Origin of the sequence: Streptomyces sp. NPDC017979 (assembly GCF_044328175.1) — a bacterium.
Lineage (GTDB): Bacteria > Actinomycetota > Actinomycetes > Streptomycetales > Streptomycetaceae > Streptomyces.
Map to the genome: position 1 here is coordinate 443,825 of NZ_JBIRGU010000002.1, position 17,966 is coordinate 461,790.

Annotated in this window: 19 protein-coding genes and 1 pseudogene; 11 read left to right on the forward strand and 9 right to left on the reverse strand. The window is 72.0% G+C overall.

Annotated elements, in window-relative coordinates; translation table 11 throughout:
• The first annotated feature begins 111 nt into the window (after positions 1-111).
• From ACH4E8_RS07950 to ACH4E8_RS07970, 5 genes are all read left to right on the forward strand, one after another.
• Positions 112-507, forward strand: coding sequence for a hypothetical protein (locus tag ACH4E8_RS07950; protein ID WP_398445452.1), 396 nt, complete (start codon positions 112-114; stop codon positions 505-507).
• Positions 507-2,309 carry an alpha/beta hydrolase gene (locus ACH4E8_RS07955; RefSeq protein WP_398445454.1) on the forward strand — a complete coding sequence of 601 codons (1,803 nt, stop codon included), beginning with the start codon at positions 507-509 and terminating at the stop codon, positions 2,307-2,309. The genes ACH4E8_RS07950 and ACH4E8_RS07955 overlap by 1 nt, the downstream gene beginning before the upstream one ends.
• Before the next feature lie 107 nt (positions 2,310-2,416).
• Positions 2,417-2,935: a hypothetical protein gene (locus tag ACH4E8_RS07960; protein WP_398445456.1), complete on the forward strand. Its 519-nt coding sequence runs from the start codon at positions 2,417-2,419 to the stop codon at positions 2,933-2,935.
• A gap of 31 nt (positions 2,936-2,966) precedes the next feature.
• Positions 2,967-5,651 carry a tetratricopeptide repeat protein gene (locus ACH4E8_RS07965; protein ID WP_398445458.1) on the forward strand — a complete coding sequence of 895 codons (2,685 nt, stop codon included), beginning with the start codon at positions 2,967-2,969 and terminating at the stop codon, positions 5,649-5,651.
• 269 nt (positions 5,652-5,920) lie between these two features.
• Entirely contained in the window at positions 5,921-7,036 is a 1,116-nt protein-coding gene (locus ACH4E8_RS07970; protein ID WP_398445460.1) for an ADP-ribosylglycohydrolase family protein, read from the forward strand.
• 49 nt (positions 7,037-7,085) lie between these two features.
• Here the strand turns inward: ACH4E8_RS07970 and ACH4E8_RS07975 are convergent, their stop codons facing one another.
• From ACH4E8_RS07975 to ACH4E8_RS07985, 3 genes are all read right to left on the reverse strand, one after another.
• Positions 7,086-7,538 (reverse strand): nuclear transport factor 2 family protein, encoded by a 453-nt coding sequence (locus ACH4E8_RS07975; RefSeq protein WP_398445462.1) that lies wholly within the window; start codon positions 7,536-7,538, stop codon positions 7,086-7,088.
• Between the two features lie 106 nt (positions 7,539-7,644).
• Positions 7,645-7,836, reverse strand: coding sequence for a hypothetical protein (locus tag ACH4E8_RS07980; protein ID WP_398445464.1), 192 nt, complete (start codon positions 7,834-7,836; stop codon positions 7,645-7,647).
• 64 nt (positions 7,837-7,900) lie between these two features.
• Positions 7,901-9,235: an MFS transporter gene (locus tag ACH4E8_RS07985; RefSeq protein WP_398445466.1), complete on the reverse strand. Its 1,335-nt coding sequence runs from the start codon at positions 9,233-9,235 to the stop codon at positions 7,901-7,903.
• Between the two features lie 281 nt (positions 9,236-9,516).
• Between ACH4E8_RS07985 and ACH4E8_RS07990 the strand changes: the two genes are divergently transcribed.
• Both ACH4E8_RS07990 and ACH4E8_RS07995 read left to right on the forward strand, forming a co-directional pair.
• A complete protein-coding gene (locus ACH4E8_RS07990) occupies positions 9,517-10,707 on the forward strand; it encodes a LuxR C-terminal-related transcriptional regulator (RefSeq protein ID WP_398445468.1) in 1,191 nt (396 codons plus the stop codon).
• 9 nt (positions 10,708-10,716) lie between these two features.
• The gene (locus ACH4E8_RS07995) at positions 10,717-13,254 is read left to right on the forward strand and encodes an NACHT domain-containing protein (RefSeq protein ID WP_398445470.1); all 2,538 of its coding nucleotides are present in this window, start codon (positions 10,717-10,719) and stop codon (positions 13,252-13,254) included.
• Between the two features lie 71 nt (positions 13,255-13,325).
• Here the strand turns inward: ACH4E8_RS07995 and ACH4E8_RS08000 are convergent, their stop codons facing one another.
• From ACH4E8_RS08000 to ACH4E8_RS08010, 3 genes are all read right to left on the reverse strand, one after another.
• On the reverse strand, positions 13,326-14,117 hold the full coding sequence (locus tag ACH4E8_RS08000) for an SDR family oxidoreductase (protein WP_398445472.1): 792 nt from the start codon (positions 14,115-14,117) through the stop codon (positions 13,326-13,328).
• 225 nt (positions 14,118-14,342) lie between these two features.
• Positions 14,343-14,720, reverse strand: coding sequence for a hypothetical protein (locus ACH4E8_RS08005; protein ID WP_398445474.1), 378 nt, complete (start codon positions 14,718-14,720; stop codon positions 14,343-14,345).
• A complete protein-coding gene (locus tag ACH4E8_RS08010; RefSeq protein WP_398445476.1) occupies positions 14,717-14,944 on the reverse strand; it encodes a hypothetical protein in 228 nt (75 codons plus the stop codon). The genes ACH4E8_RS08005 and ACH4E8_RS08010 overlap by 4 nt, the downstream gene beginning before the upstream one ends.
• Positions 14,945-15,038: 94 nt before the next feature.
• On the opposite strand from ACH4E8_RS08010, the gene ACH4E8_RS08015 reads away from it, so the two are divergent.
• The 3 genes from ACH4E8_RS08015 to ACH4E8_RS08025 are packed head-to-tail and all read left to right on the forward strand — an operon-like array spanning position 15,039 to position 16,294.
• On the forward strand, positions 15,039-15,878 hold the full coding sequence (locus ACH4E8_RS08015; protein WP_398445478.1) for a helix-turn-helix domain-containing protein: 840 nt from the start codon (positions 15,039-15,041) through the stop codon (positions 15,876-15,878).
• On the forward strand, positions 15,878-16,075 hold the full coding sequence (locus ACH4E8_RS08020) for a DUF397 domain-containing protein (protein WP_398445480.1): 198 nt from the start codon (positions 15,878-15,880) through the stop codon (positions 16,073-16,075). Before ACH4E8_RS08015 ends, ACH4E8_RS08020 begins: the two co-directional genes overlap by 1 nt.
• A 21-nt stretch (positions 16,076-16,096) precedes the next feature.
• Positions 16,097-16,294 (forward strand): DUF397 domain-containing protein, encoded by a 198-nt coding sequence (locus tag ACH4E8_RS08025; protein WP_398445482.1) that lies wholly within the window; start codon positions 16,097-16,099, stop codon positions 16,292-16,294.
• A 63-nt stretch (positions 16,295-16,357) separates the two neighbouring features.
• Here ACH4E8_RS08025 and ACH4E8_RS08030 read toward each other — a convergent pair whose 3' ends face one another.
• Complete coding sequence (locus tag ACH4E8_RS08030; RefSeq protein WP_398445484.1) at positions 16,358-16,612, reverse strand: type II toxin-antitoxin system RelE/ParE family toxin; 255 nt, start codon at positions 16,610-16,612, stop codon at positions 16,358-16,360.
• The gene (locus ACH4E8_RS08035; RefSeq protein WP_398445486.1) at positions 16,609-16,956 is read right to left on the reverse strand and encodes a hypothetical protein; all 348 of its coding nucleotides are present in this window, start codon (positions 16,954-16,956) and stop codon (positions 16,609-16,611) included. Before ACH4E8_RS08035 ends, ACH4E8_RS08030 begins: the two co-directional genes overlap by 4 nt.
• 269 nt (positions 16,957-17,225) lie before the next feature.
• Between ACH4E8_RS08035 and ACH4E8_RS08040 the strand changes: the two are divergent.
• Positions 17,226-17,357: pseudogene (locus ACH4E8_RS08040) on the forward strand (SAM-dependent methyltransferase); the annotation flags it as partial.
• A gap of 50 nt (positions 17,358-17,407) precedes the next feature.
• On the opposite strand, the gene ACH4E8_RS08045 reads toward ACH4E8_RS08040, so the two are convergent.
• Entirely contained in the window at positions 17,408-17,755 is a 348-nt protein-coding gene (locus tag ACH4E8_RS08045) for a VOC family protein (RefSeq protein ID WP_398445488.1), read from the reverse strand.
• Positions 17,756-17,966 lie beyond the last annotated feature (211 nt).

Genomic DNA, 17,966 nt, shown 5'->3' on the forward strand with positions numbered 1-17,966 from the left:
TGACCCAGGGGGGCCTTTTTAAAGATGCCGGAATTCAATGCACAGCGATGGCAAGAAATGTTCGGTATCCCGACGGCGGACGAGTCCGCTCCCGCAGTGGAAGACCCGCGCATGAACCTTGCGTCGACGGCGCCGCTCGGCCCGGTCGCGCCCGGCTCGCCAGCCGGTACGGACGGCAACGTCGGCGGCTTAGGACGTCTGCTGCACGGCAGCGGCCCGTGGCGCAACGCTGCGAAGACGGCCGGCGAGCTGCGTACCCGCGCCGCCAGCAGTCATCGAGCGCTGGAGACCGGCCACCAGGGCGTCGCCCGGGGCGGTGCCGGTCTGACCAGCGTGCCCGCGTTGCAGGCCGTCCTCACGTCCTGGCAGGAGCGACTGGCCTCCTTGCGTGACGAGTGCGCCTACTTGGACGGCGCGCTCTTGAAGGTCGCACAGGACCTGCCGGGCGTGGACGGGGACGTCGGCGCTTCCGTCAGGTCCTCCGCGCGCACCGCGGACGGTGCCTGATGGCGACGGACTCCCTGACCTGGCAGGAGTTGCGGGACGTCAAACGCTTCGAGTTCGACGACGCGGCACGCGCCTGGCGAGAAGTCTCCAGCCGCTCCGCAGCCGATCGCGACACCGTCCGCAGGGGCATGAACAAGCTCATCGAGACCCAGGAGAGCGAGGCGTCCCACAGCGCGGTCAAGCGCTTGGACCGGCTGATCCGCAATTACGAGTACGTGTATCGAGAATGCGGCTTGATTCGGTCGGCTCTTTCCGGTCTCTCCGCCGATCTGGCCGAACCGCAACGGCGATTGAACGAAGCGCTGGAGGAGGCTGCGTCCCTTTCCCTCACCGTCAACCCGGACGGATCGGTCAGCTACCCTTCCGCGATCGTCGGTTCGCACGGCGGCGGGGGCTGCGTCTCGGGCGGTACGGCGCGGGCGGGCTTCCCCAACCCGCTGACACCGCCCGTCGCGGGCGACGGCAAACCTCCGCGGATCGTCCCCGACGTCCCCGACGGCGATCGGTTCCGGGTGGACTTCCACCTGAACCCCAAGGCGACGCAGGCGCAGGACATCGCAGATCGCATCGCCGGCGCCGTGCGCGCCGCGGCGGGTGTCGACCACCGCTACGCCCAGACGTTCGCCCGGCTGAAGGCCGCCAAGGGTCTGGACGTGACGGAAGCGATGATGAAGGACGTCCTCCACGACACCGCCGACGTGGGCGCCGCCGCCACCGGCCGCCTCGCCGCCACGGTCCCCGACGGCGCACCTCCCGCGGAGGTCCGGAAGTGGTGGGAGGAGCTGAGCGACGCGCAGCGCCGGGAGTTCATGGAGGTCGCACCCGACATGATCGGGATGCTGGACGGCATCCCCGCCGCCACCCGAGACGAGGCGAACCGTGCGCACCTGCCCGTCCTCATCGCCCAGTTGGAACGCCAGGGCGGCGAACAGGACATGGTGGCCGGACTGCGGAAGATCGAAGGCAAGCTGCGGGACTACAACCCCATCCCGATGTACCTGCTCGGCATCGGCGCCGAGGGCAATGGCCGGGCGATCATCTCCTACGGGAACCCGGACACCTCGCGGAACGTGTCCGCGTACGTTCCCGGGTTGCAGACGAGGCTGGACGAGAAATTCGCCGGGGGGACGGTGGAGCGTGCTTACGACACAGCCCAGGGTGCACAGGAGTTCGACAAGTCCACTGCGTCGATTATCTGGCTCGGGTACGACGCCCCGCAGAGCCTCGATGTCATGAGCACTGGGGACGCCGAGCGCGGGGCGCCGGCCTACAACCGCTTCATGGCCGGGCTGGCCGCGACGAGCCAGGTCGACGATCCGCACGTGACGGCCATCGGTCACTCCTACGGCTCGCTGACGGTGGGTACCGCGGCCAAGCAGTCAGGAGGCATCCCGGGTGTCGACGACGTCATCTTGGTAGGCAGTCCGGGTGTGGGCGTCGACAAGGCGGCTGATCTCGGAGTTCCGGCGGAGCGGGTGTACGTGGGGGCTGCGGACAACGACATCGTGACCAAGCTGCCATCGAAGGGGGAGGCTGCCACATGGCCGAGTCCCCCTCCACTCGCGGGCGCAGCTCTCGTGGGCTTTGTCGATGACGACATCTACTTCGGCAAGGATCCCGCCAGCGAGGCGTTCGGAGCGCAGCGCTTCGCGGTCGAGGACGGACCGAGTCCGCTGACCACGGGCAAGCTGTTCGCCGCCCACTCAGAGTATTTCTCTCCAGGAAAGGACCCGGTGTCAGCAGAGAACATCGCCCGGATAGTTTCGGGCGCGTACGACATCAAGAGGGAGGAACCTCGGTGAGGCACGTGCGTCGTGCCGTTCGCATGGCACTGGTGACGACGCTGGCCGGAGCGCTGGTCAGTGGTTGTGGACTACTGAAGGACGAGAGCGAGCCGAGGGGGCCAGTCATGGACATCACCATGAAGGAAGCGGCTGAGAAGGCCGACGCGATGCTGGACGCGACGCTGGCTCAGTACGTCCCGGAGGTCGAGTGGACCCACAGCAGGACGAGCCAGAGGGATTGTGACCTGTCCCGCTACCGCACGGTGATGACGATCATCTCGGAGGAGCGGAGGGGTAATTTCCTCGGTGTGACGGAACGGTTCTGGAAGAAGAGCGGCTACAAGATCATCTCTGTCAATCCGAGCAAGGAACACCCCTCCGTCATCGCCCGCTCCAGCGAGGGGTATGCCATCCGACTGACCATCGGGGACAAGGGGCAGGCGTTCTTCGAAGCCATCACTCCCTGCGTCAAGCCGTCCGACGTCCCGCCCCCCGCCTCCGACTCCAACGGCGAGGACTACTCGCACAACGGCGCGCCCTATCCCAACGTCCGCTCCGACTTCTGGTCCGCCGGTGCGCCGTCGTCGGGGAATGACTGGTCACCGCCTCCGCCGCTGTTCTCGTCGCAGTCGCCGTCGACCTGACGCCCGCCACGTCGGCTGAGACACTGGTCACATGAGTGGTGCGGTCGGTGGCGGGCGGCGGAGCGGGCGCGGGCAGGGGCGGGTGCGCGGGGGGTTCGTTGGGCGGGAAGGGGAGTTGCGGGCGTTCGCGGCGAACCTGGACGCGGGGGCCGACGCACCCGGGGCTCGCTTCCTGTTTCACGTGCACGGCAACGCCGGTGTCGGCAAGTCGTCCCTCGTGCGGAGGTTCGCGCAGCTCGCGCAGGAGCGCGGGGCGCTGACCGCCGTGCTCGACGAGTCGGCGGGCGGCGTGCCGGAGGTGCTGGCGGGGATCTGTGCGCAGTTCGGGGCGCAGGGGCAGCAGCTCAAGCCGGTGGAGAAGCTGTTGGCGACGTATCGGCAGCGGCGGTACGAGGCGGAGTCGGCGGCTGCCGCGCTGTACGCGCCGGACGCCGGGGCGCCCGCCGGGCCCAACCCCTGGGCGGTGCTCGTGGCGCAGGCGTCGCTGGTCGGGGTCGGGGCGGTGGTGCCCGGGGTCGGGGGAGCGGTGGATCCGGTGCGGCTCGTGGAGGGGGCGGAGCAGCTACGCGGGGTGCTGATGCGGCAGTTCGGCAGGGCTGAGGACGTCCAGCTCGTGCTGGACCCGGTGCGGGTGATCAGCCCGGTGTTCGCGGCAGAGGTGAACCGCGTCGCGGCCAAGGCGCCCTGGGTGGCGCTCTTCTTCGACACGTACGAGCGCACCGGGCCCCTCCTCGACCCCTGGCTGCGCGGGCTGCTGGTGGGGACGGGGCTGGGGCCGGGGACGGCACCGGGGCCGTACGGGCAGCTCCCGGAGAACGTCGTCGTCACCACCTGCGGGCAGCGCCCGCCCGCCCCGGCCGTCTGGGGCGACCACGCCGGGCTGGTCACCGAGGTGCCGCTGGCGCCGTTCACCGACGCGGAGGCCCGCGAGCTGCTGGCGGCCAAGGAGGTGCGGGACGAGGACGTCGTACGGGACGTGCTGCGGTTGTCGGGCCGGCTGCCGGTGCTGGTGTCGATGCTCGCCGAGAACGCCGCGCGGCCCGGCGGCTTCGACGACCCCAGCGCCACCGCCGTCGAGCGCTTCCTGAAGTGGGAGCACGACGCCCGGCGCAGGTCCGCGGCGCTGCACGGCGCGCTGCCGCGCCACCTCGACGAGGACGTCCTCGCCGTGGCAACACGGCAAGAGCACGAGGCGCACGAGGCGCACGAGGCGCACGAGGCGCAGGACGCCCTGGACGCGGCGGGGCTGTTCGACTGGCTGCTCGGGCTGCCGTTCGTCAGCGACCGCGGCGGCCGGGCCCGCTACCACGACGTCGTACGCGACCCCATGCTGCGGCTCCAGCGCAACCGTTCCCCCAAGCGTTGGCGCGCCGCCCACACCCGGCTCGCGCAGGCGTACGCGGACTGGGCGGCGGAAGAAGCGGACGGAGAGGACGCGGGCAGGGAGGACGCGGGCAGGGAGGAAGCGGGCTGGGAAGCGGAGTCCGAGCTGTGGGCGGTGGACGCCTGGCGGGCCGCGCGCGTCGAGGAGGTGTACCACCGGCTGTGCGCCCGACCGCGCACCGCGCTGCCCGCCGCCCTGCGGGACGGCGTCTGCGCCGCCCACGCGTCCCCGGCCGCGGCGCGCCAGTGGGCCGCGGCGGTCGCCGACGCCGGCACGGACGCCGACAGCGACGCCCTGCGCGCCCTGGGCGCCGCCTGCCTGGCGGCCGTCGCCGACGACTCCCGCCGTTCGACCGTGCTGCTCGGCGTCGTCGTCGAGCGCGCCGAGACGGACGACGCGACCCGCTGTCGCGCCCTGCTGGTGCGCGCCCGCGACCACCACCGGCTGGGCGCGTTCGACGAGGCCGCGGCCGACTGCCGGGCCGCGATCGCGCTCGGCGCGGACACCGTCGTCGCCCACCACGAACTCGGCGAGCACCTGCGCCTGGGCCGTAGGTACGAGGAGGCGCTCGCCGCGTACGACGAGGCCCTGGCGCGTGACCCGGACGCGCTGCGGACCTCCGCCAGCAGGGGCCTGGTCAAGCACCGGCTCGGCCGGCACGAGGAGGCGCTGGCCGACCTGGACCGGGCCGTCGACGCCGACCCCCGTTACGCGTGGGCCTTGGTGGCGCGCTCCGATGTGAAACGGGCGCTCGGGGACCGGGCCGGCGCCATCGCCGACGTGTCCGCCGCCAGCGGGATCGAGCCGGATCACGCCTCGGTCCTCGCGTCGTACGCCGAGACCCTGCGCCACTTCGAGCAGTACGAGGAGGCCGTCGCCCTCTTCGACCGCGCCCTGCTCCTGAACCCCGACTACACCTGGGCGCTGGGCAGTCGGGCCATGGCCCACCACCGCCTCGGCCGGGTCGACGCGGCCCTCGCGGACCTGGGGGAGGCGCTGGCGCGCAACCCCGGGTACGGGTGGGCGCTGCTGCGGCGGGCGGAGATCCACCGGGAACGCGGCGACGCGGAAGCCGAGTTCGTCGACCTGGACCGGTTGGTGGAGATCAACCCGGACCCCGCGCCCGCCCTGGCGCGCCGGGCCGCGGCGCACCTGCACCACGGCCGCACCGGCGCGGCCCTCGCGGACGTGCGCCGGATGGTGGAACTGGGGGAGGTGGCGGGGGCGCTGGCGGTCTTGGCGGAGCCGGCGTTCGCGGAGGTACGGGAGGCGCGGGAACTGGCCCAGGCGCTGGCGCCCACGCCCGCGTGCGACCCCGGCCCTGACGCCTGACGTCCGGGGACCCCCAACGTGACATGACGCTGCGGGGCGCCGCGGGACGTGACACCACGGAACGGGATGCCGCAGGACGCCGCGGGACGTGACGCTCGCGCGGTCGAGGTGCGGAGGAAAGCGTGAGGTGTCTCGCACTGAGGGTGGGGTTCCGCCTCGTTCGATTACAGTGCTGCGCCGGGCACGCAAACAGGTGGGTGCGCGTACGGGCACATCCGCACACGGGCTCGCAGCACGATCGGACGGGCACACGTCGAGGGAGGCGCACGGTGAGCACAGCGGTCACGGGCGTCTGGGGGCGTGCCGAACAGCAGGACTTCCGCTCCCGGGCGCGCGGCGGGCTCCTCGGCGCCGCCATCGGTGACGCACTCGGCGCCGGCGTGGCGGCGCTGACCTGGGAGGAGATCCAGCAGGCGCACGGCCAGGACGGCGTCACCGACCTCGTGCCGGCGTACGGCCGCCGCGGCGCGATCACCGCGGCGACCCAGCTCACGCTCTTCACCGTGGACGGGCTGATCCGCGCCCAGGTCCGCCGGGACACCGGCGCCTGGCACCCGCCGACCGACGTCCACCGCGCGTATCTGCGCTGGGCCGCGACCCAGCGCGACTGGGGCCCCGACGAGCGCCGCAAGGACAACGGCTGGCTGGCCCGCGAGGAGTGGCTGTACGCCTGCCGGGACGCCCCCAAGGCCAGCCTCCTCGGCCTCGGCGACGACACCTTGGGCACCTTGGAGACCCCGAAGAACCCCACCGCCCGTGACGCCGGGGCGCTCGCCCGCTCGGCGCCGTTCGGGCTGCTGGTGGGCTGGGAGCCGCAGTTGGTGTGCCAGTTGGCGGTGGAGTGCGCGGCGCAGACCCACGGCCACCCGGCGGCATACTTGTCGGCGGGCGCGTACGCCGTGGTCGTGCACGGCCTGGCACGCGGGGAGACCCTGGACGCCGCCGTCCAGCGGGCCCTGGCGCAGATCGGCTCCCGCCCCGGCCACCAGCCCGTCACGGACGGCCTGAAGCACGCGCTCGGCGCCGTGCGCCAGGGCATCCCGAGCCCGTCCCGCGTCGCGGAACTCGGCGAGGGCCACCACGCGGAGGACGCGCTGTCGATCGCGGTGTACTGCGCGCTGGTCGCCGAAGACGTCCGCCACGGCCTGCGCCTGGCGGTGAACCACGACGGCCCGTCCCAGGTCACCGGCGCCCTCACCGGCGCGCTGCTGGGCGCGTTGCACGGCGAGACGGCGCTGCCGCCCGCCTGGCTCGCGGAGTTGGAGGGCCGCCCCACGGTCCTGGAGCTGGCCGACGACTTCGCGATGGAGATGACCCAGGGCCCGGCGCTGCACAACCCCACGGTCACGTCACCGGGGTGGCTGGCCCGCTACCCGCGTACGTGACGCCCTTGCGTGACGCGCGACCCCCGTACGCGCGACCCCCGTACGCGCATCACGCCGTGCACGCCGCCGCGACCGAGAGGCTGTTCTCGTAGAGGTGGTGCCGGGTGATCCGGCCGTCCTCGACGGTCAGGCGCAGCGCGAACGGCCCTTCGAAGGTCTTGCCCGTCGCGCGTACGGTGCCGGACAGGTGGCCCATCAGGACGGCGTCGGTGCCGTCGACGAGGAACGCGTCGAGCGTGGTGCGGGCGTCCTCGGGGACGGTGTGCTCCGCCAGTTCCGCGGCCTGGGCCGCGCACTCCGCGGCGCTGGAACGGGGCCGGATCCACGGCACGGCCGGATTCTCCGCCAACAGCCAGTCGACCTCGTCGGCGAAGAGCGCGGTCAACCGCTCGGCGTCCCCGTCGAGCCGGGCCCGGATGAACTCCTGGACGACGGCGCGGGTGTGCTCGGCGACGGACTGGGCGGCGACGGACTGGGCGGTGCCGGTGGAACTCGTGGCCATGGTGTTCTCCCTCTGAACCCTTGAAACCCTCTGAACTCTTCGACGTGCCCGATCCTGCCAAGACGACGGCGAGCGGGCGATTACGCCGGAGGTAAGGGGCCGCCGGTCAGGACGTACGCCTGCGCAGTCGCCGTACGTCCCGCACCAGCGCGTACCCGGACACGAGCAGGATCGCGCTGCCCGCCACGACCCACAGGGGCGACGCCCCGGAGCGGTACTGGTCGATGGACCCGAGGAGCAGGAATACGCTGGCGAATGCGCCGAAGGCCGAGGCCAGGGCGCTGATGCGGTCGCTCATGCAGACATGGTCAACGGCGGCCCCGACCAACGGGCGTGCTCCAGATGAACAGTTGGCGACGGACTCAGTCGGACCGTCGAGCCGTCGCACGGCCCAACATCGTTGCCCCCGCCGCCCCGAGCAGCGGGAAGACCGCCAGCACCAGCACGATCCGGTCCGCGGCCAGCGACGTGGCGAGCGCGCCCGCGACCGCCGAGCCGATGCCGCCGCCGACGAAGAACGTCAGGTTCAGCAGGGCCAGCGCACCGCCGCGCCGCTCGGGTGCCAGCCGGGCCGACAGCACCCCCGTGGCCACGACCTGCGTCACGGACATCGCGGCGAACCCGAACGACGCCCCCGCCACCGCGACCCCGGGCCGGCCGTCGACGACACCGATCAGGGCGAGGAGTACGGCTCCGGTCAGCGACGCCGCCGCCAACAGCGCGGTGCCGCGGCCGACGTTGCCCCGCGCCAGCCCGGACCCCGCGTAGCGGGACAGCACCGCACCCAGCACCGCGCCCGGCAGCAGCCAGCCGCCGACCGCCAGTACGCTCCAGCCGAAGTCGCCGACCAGCAGCCGCGGCACCGCGTACATGGCGCCGAACAGGCCCGCGTACACCCCCGCGCCGGTGATCGCGGCCCGGACGAACAGCGGGTCGGCGACGGTCGCCCGCGGCACGAATCCGTCCGGCCGCGCCACGATCCGCCGCCCGAGCAACAGCGCGGCGACGACCAGCAGGGCCGCGGTCGTCGCCACCGCGACCGCGGACAGCGACAGCGCCGACGACTGGACGAGGACGAGCAGGGACCCCGCGGTCACGGTCAACAGGGCCGCCCCGAACCCGTCGACGGAGCTGACGGACCTCCCGCCCGCCGCCGCGACCCCCGTGCGCGGCACCAGCGGCAGGACGAACGGCAGGGCGAGGAGGGAGAGCACCGGCAGCACCAGGGTGAGCCGCCACGTCAGCCACTCCGTCACCACGCCGCCCGCGAGCGTGGCGCCCGCGGAGAAGACGGCCATCGTCGCGCCGAACACGACGAGCACCGGACCCCGCCGTTCGGGCGCGGACGCCGCGGTGAGCGCGAGCGCCGCCGCCGACAGCGCACCGGACCCGGCGGCGAGCAGGCCGCGCCCGGTGACGAGGGCGCCGATGCCGGGCGCGGCCAGGCAGACCGCGGTTCCCGCGGTGAGCAGCAGCACGCCCGCGAGCAGCACGTGACGCACGCCGCGGACGTCCGCGAGCCGCCCGGCGAGTGCGGTGCCGACGCCGAGCGCGAGGGCGTGCACGGTGAGCACCCAGGCCGTGGCGGACGGGCTCGTGCCGAGGGCCCGGCCGACGTCGGGCAGCGCGATCCCGGCTGCGGTCACACCGAAGACGGCGGGACCGAACAGCGCCCCGAGGCGTACGCCGACGGACACTGCGCTCGGACCGGAACGCGAACCGGACCCGGAACTCACCCTGTCGGGTTCGGGCGGATCGTGGGGCTGCGGTTGCGACGTGCGGGAGGATGCATCGACGGACATGAGCGGTGGACTCCGTTCCCTCAACTACGAGGCCGGTGGCTGGACACGGAGGAGTCTGCGGAGCGCACGTCGGCGTTCCCATCCCCCAATTGAGGGGTCGGGAAGGGCCGGTGCGGGGAATACCCGCCGCCGTGACCCTGTTGCGCCGGGAACACCGCCGACGGCCGGGAGGCTGCATGCGCCCGCACCCGCCACCGCACGGAGCGCCGCGTTCCGCCCGTCGACCGCTCGCCACCGTGCCCGCGGCCCGCACCGCCCGTACCTCGCGCTCCCGACCCGCGACCGCCGCCGCCCGCGCCGAACTGCTCCGACGCGTCGAACGCGCCCCGCACCCCCTCGCCCTCTTCGTCGCGGCGTCCACCCGGCTGCGCCGCCTCATGCCGTACGACGCGGCCGTGTGGCGGGCCACCGACCCGGAGACCGGCCTGATGACCGCCCCCGTCCACGCCGAGCACGCCGACGCCCACGGCTGCGCCGCGTACTGGGACATCGAGCTGTCCACGGAGCGGATCAACCGCTACGGCGAGCTGGCGCGGCGCGCCGTGCCCGTCGCCGGACTGCACCACACCACCGGTGGAGCACTCGAACGCAGCCCCCTGTACCGGCACTTCCTGCGCGCCCGCGGGCTCCACGACGAACTGCGCATCGTGCTGGCGCTCGACGGCCGGCCCCACGGCACCGTCAGCCTCTTCCGCGCCGAGGGCCACCGGCCCTTCGACGCCGCGGACACCGCGCTCGCCGCCTCGCTCGTCACCCCGCTGGCGCGCCGACTGCGCTCGTACGCCGCCCAGCGCCCCGAAACGACCCCGGACCCAGCCCCCTCCGGCCCCGGCCTGTTGGTCTTCGACGGCTCCGGCGCCCTCGTCTCCGCCAACGACGCCGCCCACCACCACCTCGACCGCCTCCCCGACGGCCCCCGCGAACCCGCGGCGACGCCGTCCCCGCCCGTCCCCGCCTGGCTGCGCGCACTCACCCTCCGGGCCCGCGCCGGCACGACCGACCCCGTACGCCTGCGGCTGCGCACCCGCGACGGCACCTGGCTGGTGTGCCACGCCACCGCACTGCGCCCGGCCGGCACCGCCGTCGTCCTGGAGCCGGCCAAGCCGTCCGACGTGCTGCCCCTGCTCGCCGACGCCTTCGACCTGTCGGAGCGGGAGTTGGAGGTCTGCGCCCGGATCGCCCGCGGCCTGCCCACCGCCGGCATCGCCGCCGAGCTGCTGCTGTCCCCGCACACCGTCCGCGACCACGTGAAGGCCGTGTTCGAGAAGACGGGCGTGACGTCGCGGGGCGAACTCGTCAGCCTGCTGTACCTCGATCGCACCACCGCCGGCCCGCCAACCGGCCTGCCAGCCGCGGAGGTTGGCTAGCATCCCGTCATGGATGCCTCCACCCTCGCCGTCCGCCTCGCGTCCAGCGCCCTGGCCCCGTTGATCAGGAAGCTGTTCGTACCGGGCCAGCCCGGCGCCGGGCTGGCGGACCGACCCGTGCGGCTGGCCGCCCTGGTGTCCTTCCGCGGCGAACAGCGCACCCTCGACGAGGCCGGCCTGCGCAAGCTCGCCGACGTGCTCGTCGCCCGCGCCGCCGACGCGTACGGCCCGCACGAAGCGCCCTCCGCGCGGATACGCGACGAGCTCGCCGACGCCCTGACGACCGCCCTGCACAGCCTCGGCGACCTCGACATGGACGACGTGCAGGCCGTACGACTCGGGCCGCAGGCGTTCGCCGCGCGCCTGGCCCGCCCCGCGGACCTGTCGGCCGACGCCGCCGCGTACTTCGACCCCCTGCTGCACACCGCCTGCCTGCACGTCCTGGACTTCTTCACCACCCGCTCCACCTTCGTCGCCCGCACCCTCGTCGAGCAGTCCCGCGCCGTCGAACGGCTCGTCGCCGCCACCGATCTGCTGCTGGAACGCAACCCGTCCCCGCTCGCCGAGGACACCCGCTTCGAGCAGCGCTACGCCGAGCACGTACAGCGCAAGCACGGCGAGCTGACGATCTACGGGCTCGACCTCAACCACGCCCGCGAGTGGCCGTTGGACGCCGCGTACGTCTCCCTGGAGGTCACGGCGGACGGCGCCGTCGAAGCCCCCGTGGCGCTGCCGGCCGAACACGCCCTCGCCGGCCAGGGCCGCGTCCTGCTGCGCGGCGCCGCGGGCTCCGGCAAGACGACCCTCGTGCAGTGGCTCGCGGTCGTCACCGCCCGCCAGGACCTCGCCGTACTCGGCGGGCACCTGTCGCACCTGATCGGCCGGGTGCCGTTCGTGCTGCCGATGCGCCGGGTGCTGCGCGACGGGCAGCCGCCGACGCCGGACGAGTTCCTGCACGCCGTGCGCTCCGCCATCGCCGGCTCCCAGCCGAAGGGTTGGGTGGACCGCGTGCTGCGCGCCGGCCGCGCGCTGCTCCTCGTCGACGGCGTGGACGAGATCCCGCAGCGCGAACGGGACGCCACCCGCCGCTGGATGCGCGAGCTGATGGCGGAGTTCCCCGGCAACCTGTGGCTGGTCACCACCCGCCCGCTCTCCGTCGCCGACGACTGGCTGACCGGCGAACGCTTCACGAGCCTCACCCTCGCCCCCATGCAGCGCACGGAGGTCGAACGCTTCGTCCGCCGCTGGCACGCCGCGGCCGGCGCGGACGACGCCCTCGCCACCGCCCTCGTCGACGCCGTCCACACCAACGACGACCTCGGCCGCCTCGCCGTCAACCCGCTGCTGTGCGGCCTGTTGTGCGCCCTGCACCGCGAGCGCCGCGGCTTCCTCCCGCACGGCCGCAAGGAGTTGTACGAGGCGGCGCTACGGATGCTGCTGGAGCGGCGGGACGTGGAACGCGGCGTCGCGACCGACGGCGAACTGCGCCTCTCCTCCGACACCAGCATCGCCCTCCTCCAGAAGCTCGCGCACTGGCTGGTCCGCAACGGCCGCTCGGAGATGACCCGCGAGGACGCCCTCGTCCAGCTCACCCGCGCCCTCACGTACATGAGCCACGTCCCCGAGCCCCCGGAACGCGTCCTGCGCCACCTCGTCGAGCGCTCCGGTCTGCTACGGGAGCCGGCCGCGGGCCGCCTGGACTTCGTCCACCGCACCTTCCAGGACTACCTGGCGGCGAAGGCCCTGGTGGAGGAGGGCGACTTCCCGCTGCTGCTGGACCGCGCGCACGACGACCTGTGGGAGGACGTCGTACGGATGGCGGTCGCGCTGGGCCGCCCGGCGGAGCGCAAGCGGATCGTGAACGGCCTCCTGGACCGCAGCGTCCCGACGGAGAACGCCCTGCGCCGCATCCTCCTCGCCGCGTCCTGCCTGGACCAGGCGCTGGAGATCGACCCCGCGGTGGTGGACCGGGCGCAGGGGCTGGTCGCCGACCTCATTCCCCCGTTGAACAGGATGATGGCGCAGAAGCTGGCCGAGGCCGGCGGATCCCTGGTGGTCCGGCTGCTGCCGGGCCCCGCGGGGCTGACGGACGAAGAGGCCCTGCACGTCGTGGTGACCGCCACCCGCATCGGCACGGACGCGGCGCTCGCCGTGCTCGTCCAGTACCGCGACCACCCGTCCCTGAACGTGCGCCGTCAGCTCGCCTGGTCGTGGGTCCGGTTCGACACCGAGCGGTACGCGGCGCTGATCCTTGCCCACCTCGACCCGACGGACCTGTACTTCACCGTCGAGTCCGTCGACCACCTCAAGGCGCTGCGGGCGCTCGGTGGCCGGGCCCAGGTCCAGATCTACTACGAGTACGTCGCCCGTGAACTGGTCGACCACCTCGACCCCGAACTCCTCACCCACCTCTGGCTGCCGTCCGGCTACGCCGACACGGGCGAGACCTGGCTGACGGCGTTCCCGAAGCTGCACACCCTGCTGCTGCCGGAGCACGGCACGCTCAGGGACGTACTGCCGGCAGGCGTCACCGTTAAGCACACGTGAACACGCTCCACTGGGCGGCGCTGGAAGAAGCCCTGGAGCGAGCGGAGTCGGAGGCCACGTAGCCACCCGCGTCAGCGCATCAGCTCGCCGGCGTTCACCAGCAGGGACTGACCGGTGATCGCCCGGGCGCGGTCGGAGGCCAGGAAGACCGCGGCGTCCGCCACGTCCCCGTCCGTCGCGAGCGCGGGCAGCGCCATCCGTTCCGTGAGCCGGTCCAGCACCGCGGACTCCGGCACGCCCTCCGCCTGCGCCGCGTACCGTACGTACGCCTGCACGGGCGGCCCCCACATCCACCCCGGCACGACCGTGTTCACTCGGATCCGGTCCGGCCCGAGTTCGTGCGCGAGCGAGTACATCGCCGAGGTGAGCGCGCCTTTGGACGCGGCGTACGCCGTCTGCCGCACCTGCGTCGGCGCGGCCACCGCCGACTGCGTCCCGATGAAGACGACCGCGCCGCCCCCCGCCTTCTTGAGCGCGGGCAGGCAGGCGCGGGTCATCCGCAGGGTGCCGAGCAGATTGACGTCCACGGCCTGCCGCCAGTCGGCGAAGTCCTCGTCGGCGTCGGCCAGTCCGCCGAGGAGGGTGTCCAGCGCGGCGACGTGCACGACGGCGTCGATCCCGCCGAACGTCTCGACGGCGAGCGCGACGAGTGCGTTGCACTGGGTCTGGTCCGTGATGTCCGTGCGCCGGTACGCGGTGCGGCCCCCCTCCGGGTCGATCTCCCGCGCCGCCGAGGCGAGGTTCGCCTCCGTACGTGCCCCGAGCACGGCCCGTCCCCCGTCCCGCACGACGGCCGCGGCGATTCGCTGCCCGAGCCCGGGACCGACGCCGGACACGACCACGGTCTTCCCCTGCAACAGCATCGGACACCTCCGGGCTCGGGAGCTGACCTGACGGCCCATCAGAGTAGAGCGTCCCGCTCGCAGAAGGAACCCACGAGCCCGCCCGGTCGCGGCCCTTGCCCTGGCGCGACCGAACGGGCGTCGTGGTGCCCGCCCCCGGGGCCGGGGCAGTGCCCTCGGGGGCGGGCGGGTCCGCCCGAGCCCTTTGGGGCGAAGGGCACGGACGGAGTCAGGGGGCGGTGAGGTTCAGGGATAGTCGATCTCGAAGGAGCACCGGCCGGTGTGGCCGAGGGGGAGGAAGCAGGTGTCGTCCTGGCCGGGGGGTGCGCCGTTCGGCGTGTTGCAGTCGGCGAGCATCACCAGCTCTTCCGGCTGGTCCTCACCGCGCCAACGGGCCCACAGGCTGCCGGGGTGGGGTATCGGCAACGGCCGTACGAGCGCGGCGTGCGCGTCGCCCGCGTGCTCGGCCTGTTCGGAGTGTTCGCCGAGTTCGCAGACGAGCACGGTGGCGACCTCCTCACTCCCGCCCGGCCCCCGCACTTCGAGCGCGTCCAGCATCAACTCGGCCGGCAGCGCGACGACCGCGGCGCAGTTCCGCTGCCGGGTCGGGCGCCGGGGCCTCACAGCCCCTGCCTGCTGTTGGCGTTCCGCTCGGCGAGAGCGGGCGCGATCTGATCGACGACCGTGGCGGGCCGGATGGCATCGCGCGGGGCGTCCCACTCGATCCCGCCGCGGGGTGGGCGGAGTGCGTAGTAGTTGCGGTACGCCTCCATGACGACGCCGAGCGCTTTGATCTCGGTGTCGTAGGCGAGCGCGCCGACCGGGAGTTCGGCGCTGGGGTCAGACATGACCGCTCCTCTCTGTAGCGAAACGACTACCAAGGGCTGTCAGCGTGACCTAGGCTGGGCTCACTCTTCAACGGAACCTCGGTGGGAGGGCACCTTGGTCAATCGCAAGGAGCTGAATCCGAATGCTTCGCCGCAGGCGGCGTTCGGGGCGCGGTTACGCAGTTTGCGTGAGGCGCGGGGATTGAGGCAGGACGAACTCGGGGCGCTGATGGGCTACTCGGGCAAGCACATCTCGGCGATCGAAACCGGACGCAAGACTCCAAGTCTCCCCTTTTCGCGTGCTACTGACGTCGCCTTCGGTCTCGAAGGAACCGGGGACACTTTCGAACGCGCGTGGCGCGAACTGAAGCACGGTGCGTTGCTGGAGGGGTTTCCCGAGTACGTGGGGTACGAGAGCCGGGCGGTTGAGATCCGGCTCTACGAAGTCGGTATCGTCCCGGGACTGCTCCAGACGCCTGAGTACGCTTCGGCGCTCGCGGAGGAGCAGATCAAGCGAGGTGCGATCACGCCTGCCCAGGCGCACGAGCGGGTGTCGCTCGTCGCGGAACGTCAGGTGGTCCTTGCCCGAACTCCACCGCCGCTGATCCTCGTGGTGCTCGATGAGAGTTGCATCCGTCGACCGGTCGGCGAACCAGAGGTCATGCGGGAGCAGTTGTCACGACTGCTTGAGTTCGCCGAACGCCCGAACACCGCGCTTCAGGTCGCAGACTTTGCGATGGGGGCTCGGCGACCATTCGACCTGCCCGTCACGGTTGCCACGCTGCCGGACCGCTCCCTGGTCTTCTACGCTGAGTCCGCTGCCCGAGGGCATGTGGAACGTGACGGAAGGTTCATCACGCCGATACTCACGGACTACCATCACATGCAGAAGTACGCACTTCCCCAGGCGCAATCCCTGACCATGATCGATCAGGTACGAAAGGGCACCCCGTAATGACCGAGTCCCACCGTTGGGTTAAGTCCTCCTACAGCAACAACGGCGGTCAGTGCATCGAGTGGGCCCCGTCGCACACGTCCTCCACCGGCGTCGTCCCGGTCCGCGACAGCAAGCGCCCCACGGGTCCGGTTCTGCTCGTCTCGGCCGACGCCTTCGCGGGCCTCGTCGCCATCGCCAAGACGGTCGAGGTGTAAGACACCAAGAAGGGGAACGTGATGACCAAGTCTCTCCGTTGGGTCAAGTCCTCCTACAGCAACAACGGCGGATCCTGCGTCGAATGGGCCCCTGACCACGCGTCCACCACCGGCGTCGTCCCGCTCCGCGACAGCAAGCGCCCCACGGGCCCGGTGCTACTGGTCTCCGCCGACGCCTTCGCGGGCCTCGTCGCCCTCGCCCGGTCCGCCGACGCATAGACCGTGGCAACGCTGAGCCCCGTACAGACGATTCCGTACGGGGCTCGGGCGCGCTGGGCTCAGTCATGCTGGTCTGGCGCCGACGGTGAGCACCTTCACCGCGATGCGGTTTCCGTCGATCTCGTACGTGGCGCGAAAGTTGCCGATCCGCAGTCGCCGCACGTTAGTTCCACCGAGTTTGCTGCTGGTAGGCGGTTCGGGATCGTTACTGAGGGCGTTCACTGCTCGAACAAATGGCTTGACGCTCTCCCCGTACTTGGCCCGCAGCCTCTTGAGCCCCTCGGCGGCTGCGTGCTCCCAGATGACCGTATGGCTCATGAGACCACCTTCTTGATCATCTGCTCGACCTCGGTCGAGGTATACGTCGGTCCGCCCTTGGCACGTACGTGGAGGGAGATCGCGAGGTCGGCAAAATCGATGGCATGTTCACGCGCATCCTCGGTCGGCGCGACGTCGGCGAGGGCCTGCGTCCACCAGTGGTCGAGGAACGCATCGAAGGCACCACCACCGTCGAGGGCACCGAGCTCTTGGTCGAACTCGGCATGACGTGCAGCAGATACCGCCTTGCGTACGGCTTCAACGGTGCGGACGACGACCTCTCCGCGAAAGCCCGTGGCTTCCTGTGCTTCGCGCACCGCGCCGGCCCAGTCCAGTGCAGTCATATCCATGTGCTCCTCTCGCAACGACCTCACGCTAGTGCTCGGCCCAGCGCTGGGGCAGGAACTCCGGCGGGGCGCAAAGGAGGCGCCCGAGGCGTGCGCGCGAAGGCGCGCGGCGCTGCGTACGCACCAAGCGCGGACCGTCGAGGTCCTGCGGGGCAACGGGCTCGTCGGGGACGATGAGCCGTGGGCCCCGGGCGCCGCGGAGCCCGCTCCGACAGCCACTGGCGCCGCCACCCCGTACGAGCCGACCGTGGAACCGAGGACGAACGTTGCCCGCTCGACACGACATCGCTTCCGAACGCGAACTCCGGGACACCTACGCCGAGAGCACGAAGGACAAGGCCCTGGAAGCCGACCCGGTGTTCTGCTGGACGCAGTACACCGGGCACGGCCCGGGCCCGGCTGAGCCCCCGGTGTTGAGCTTCACCTCGTCGAGATGACCGGCATCGGGTCAGGCCACCGGATTCTCCATCAGTGTGATCCGGTTGCCGTCCGGGTCGTGCAGCGCAGCGAACCGCGTGCGGATACCCCCGCTCTGTACCTGACCGGCATGCAGACCCCGCTGCTTGAGTTCCGCCAGTGCCGCATCCAGATCGGGCACCTCCAGATTGAGTAGTGACGATCCAGCGCGCTCGGCGTCCTCGAAGACATGGAGCCAGCCGCTTGCGGTGAGATGCCAGTCGGCCAGGGACGGCATCGGCCGGACATCCGCCGGACGCCCGAGCAGCCGCTCGTACCAGGCCACCGCAGTCTCCACGCTTTTCACAGGCGCAACCATCAGTACGCGCGCAATCTCCATCGGTCTCGCGTCCTCCCTCATAGATGCTTCATGACACCTGTGATAGACGGCTTGAGGCGACGGAACTCATCGCACGTCGCCCAAAGAGGGCACCAAGGCGCGACTCCTCTTCGTGGCTTCCAGCCCTCGGTTCCGTCCGTCATCCGGAGGGTGGGAGGATGCCTTTCATGACGTGCATCCGAAGGGGCCGTGCCGCGTAGGACACCGGGTT

Excerpts from the sequence above, each read along its gene's own strand:
- ACH4E8_RS08000 (WP_398445472.1), bottom strand. The coding sequence starts at position 14,117 with ATGCTGTTGCAGGGGAAGACCGTGGTCGTGTCCGGCGTCGGTCCCGGG.
- ACH4E8_RS08020 (WP_398445480.1), top strand. The coding sequence starts at position 15,878 with ATGACCGAGTCCCACCGTTGGGTTAAGTCCTCCTACAGCAACAACGGC.
- ACH4E8_RS07955 (WP_398445454.1), top strand. The coding sequence starts at position 507 with ATGGCGACGGACTCCCTGACCTGGCAGGAGTTGCGGGACGTCAAACGC.
- ACH4E8_RS08025 (WP_398445482.1), top strand. The coding sequence starts at position 16,097 with ATGACCAAGTCTCTCCGTTGGGTCAAGTCCTCCTACAGCAACAACGGC.
- ACH4E8_RS08010 (WP_398445476.1), bottom strand. The coding sequence starts at position 14,944 with ATGTCTGACCCCAGCGCCGAACTCCCGGTCGGCGCGCTCGCCTACGAC.
- ACH4E8_RS08035 (WP_398445486.1), bottom strand. The coding sequence starts at position 16,956 with ATGACTGCACTGGACTGGGCCGGCGCGGTGCGCGAAGCACAGGAAGCC.
- ACH4E8_RS08030 (WP_398445484.1), bottom strand. The coding sequence starts at position 16,612 with ATGAGCCATACGGTCATCTGGGAGCACGCAGCCGCCGAGGGGCTCAAG.
- ACH4E8_RS07975 (WP_398445462.1), bottom strand. The coding sequence starts at position 7,538 with ATGGCCACGAGTTCCACCGGCACCGCCCAGTCCGTCGCCGCCCAGTCC.
- ACH4E8_RS07965 (WP_398445458.1), top strand. The coding sequence starts at position 2,967 with ATGAGTGGTGCGGTCGGTGGCGGGCGGCGGAGCGGGCGCGGGCAGGGG.
- ACH4E8_RS07995 (WP_398445470.1), top strand. The coding sequence starts at position 10,717 with ATGGATGCCTCCACCCTCGCCGTCCGCCTCGCGTCCAGCGCCCTGGCC.
- ACH4E8_RS08045 (WP_398445488.1), bottom strand. The coding sequence starts at position 17,755 with ATGGAGATTGCGCGCGTACTGATGGTTGCGCCTGTGAAAAGCGTGGAG.
- ACH4E8_RS07950 (WP_398445452.1), top strand. The coding sequence starts at position 112 with ATGAACCTTGCGTCGACGGCGCCGCTCGGCCCGGTCGCGCCCGGCTCG.
- ACH4E8_RS07980 (WP_398445464.1), bottom strand. The coding sequence starts at position 7,836 with ATGAGCGACCGCATCAGCGCCCTGGCCTCGGCCTTCGGCGCATTCGCC.
- ACH4E8_RS07990 (WP_398445468.1), top strand. The coding sequence starts at position 9,517 with ATGCGCCCGCACCCGCCACCGCACGGAGCGCCGCGTTCCGCCCGTCGA.
- ACH4E8_RS07960 (WP_398445456.1), top strand. The coding sequence starts at position 2,417 with ATGGACATCACCATGAAGGAAGCGGCTGAGAAGGCCGACGCGATGCTG.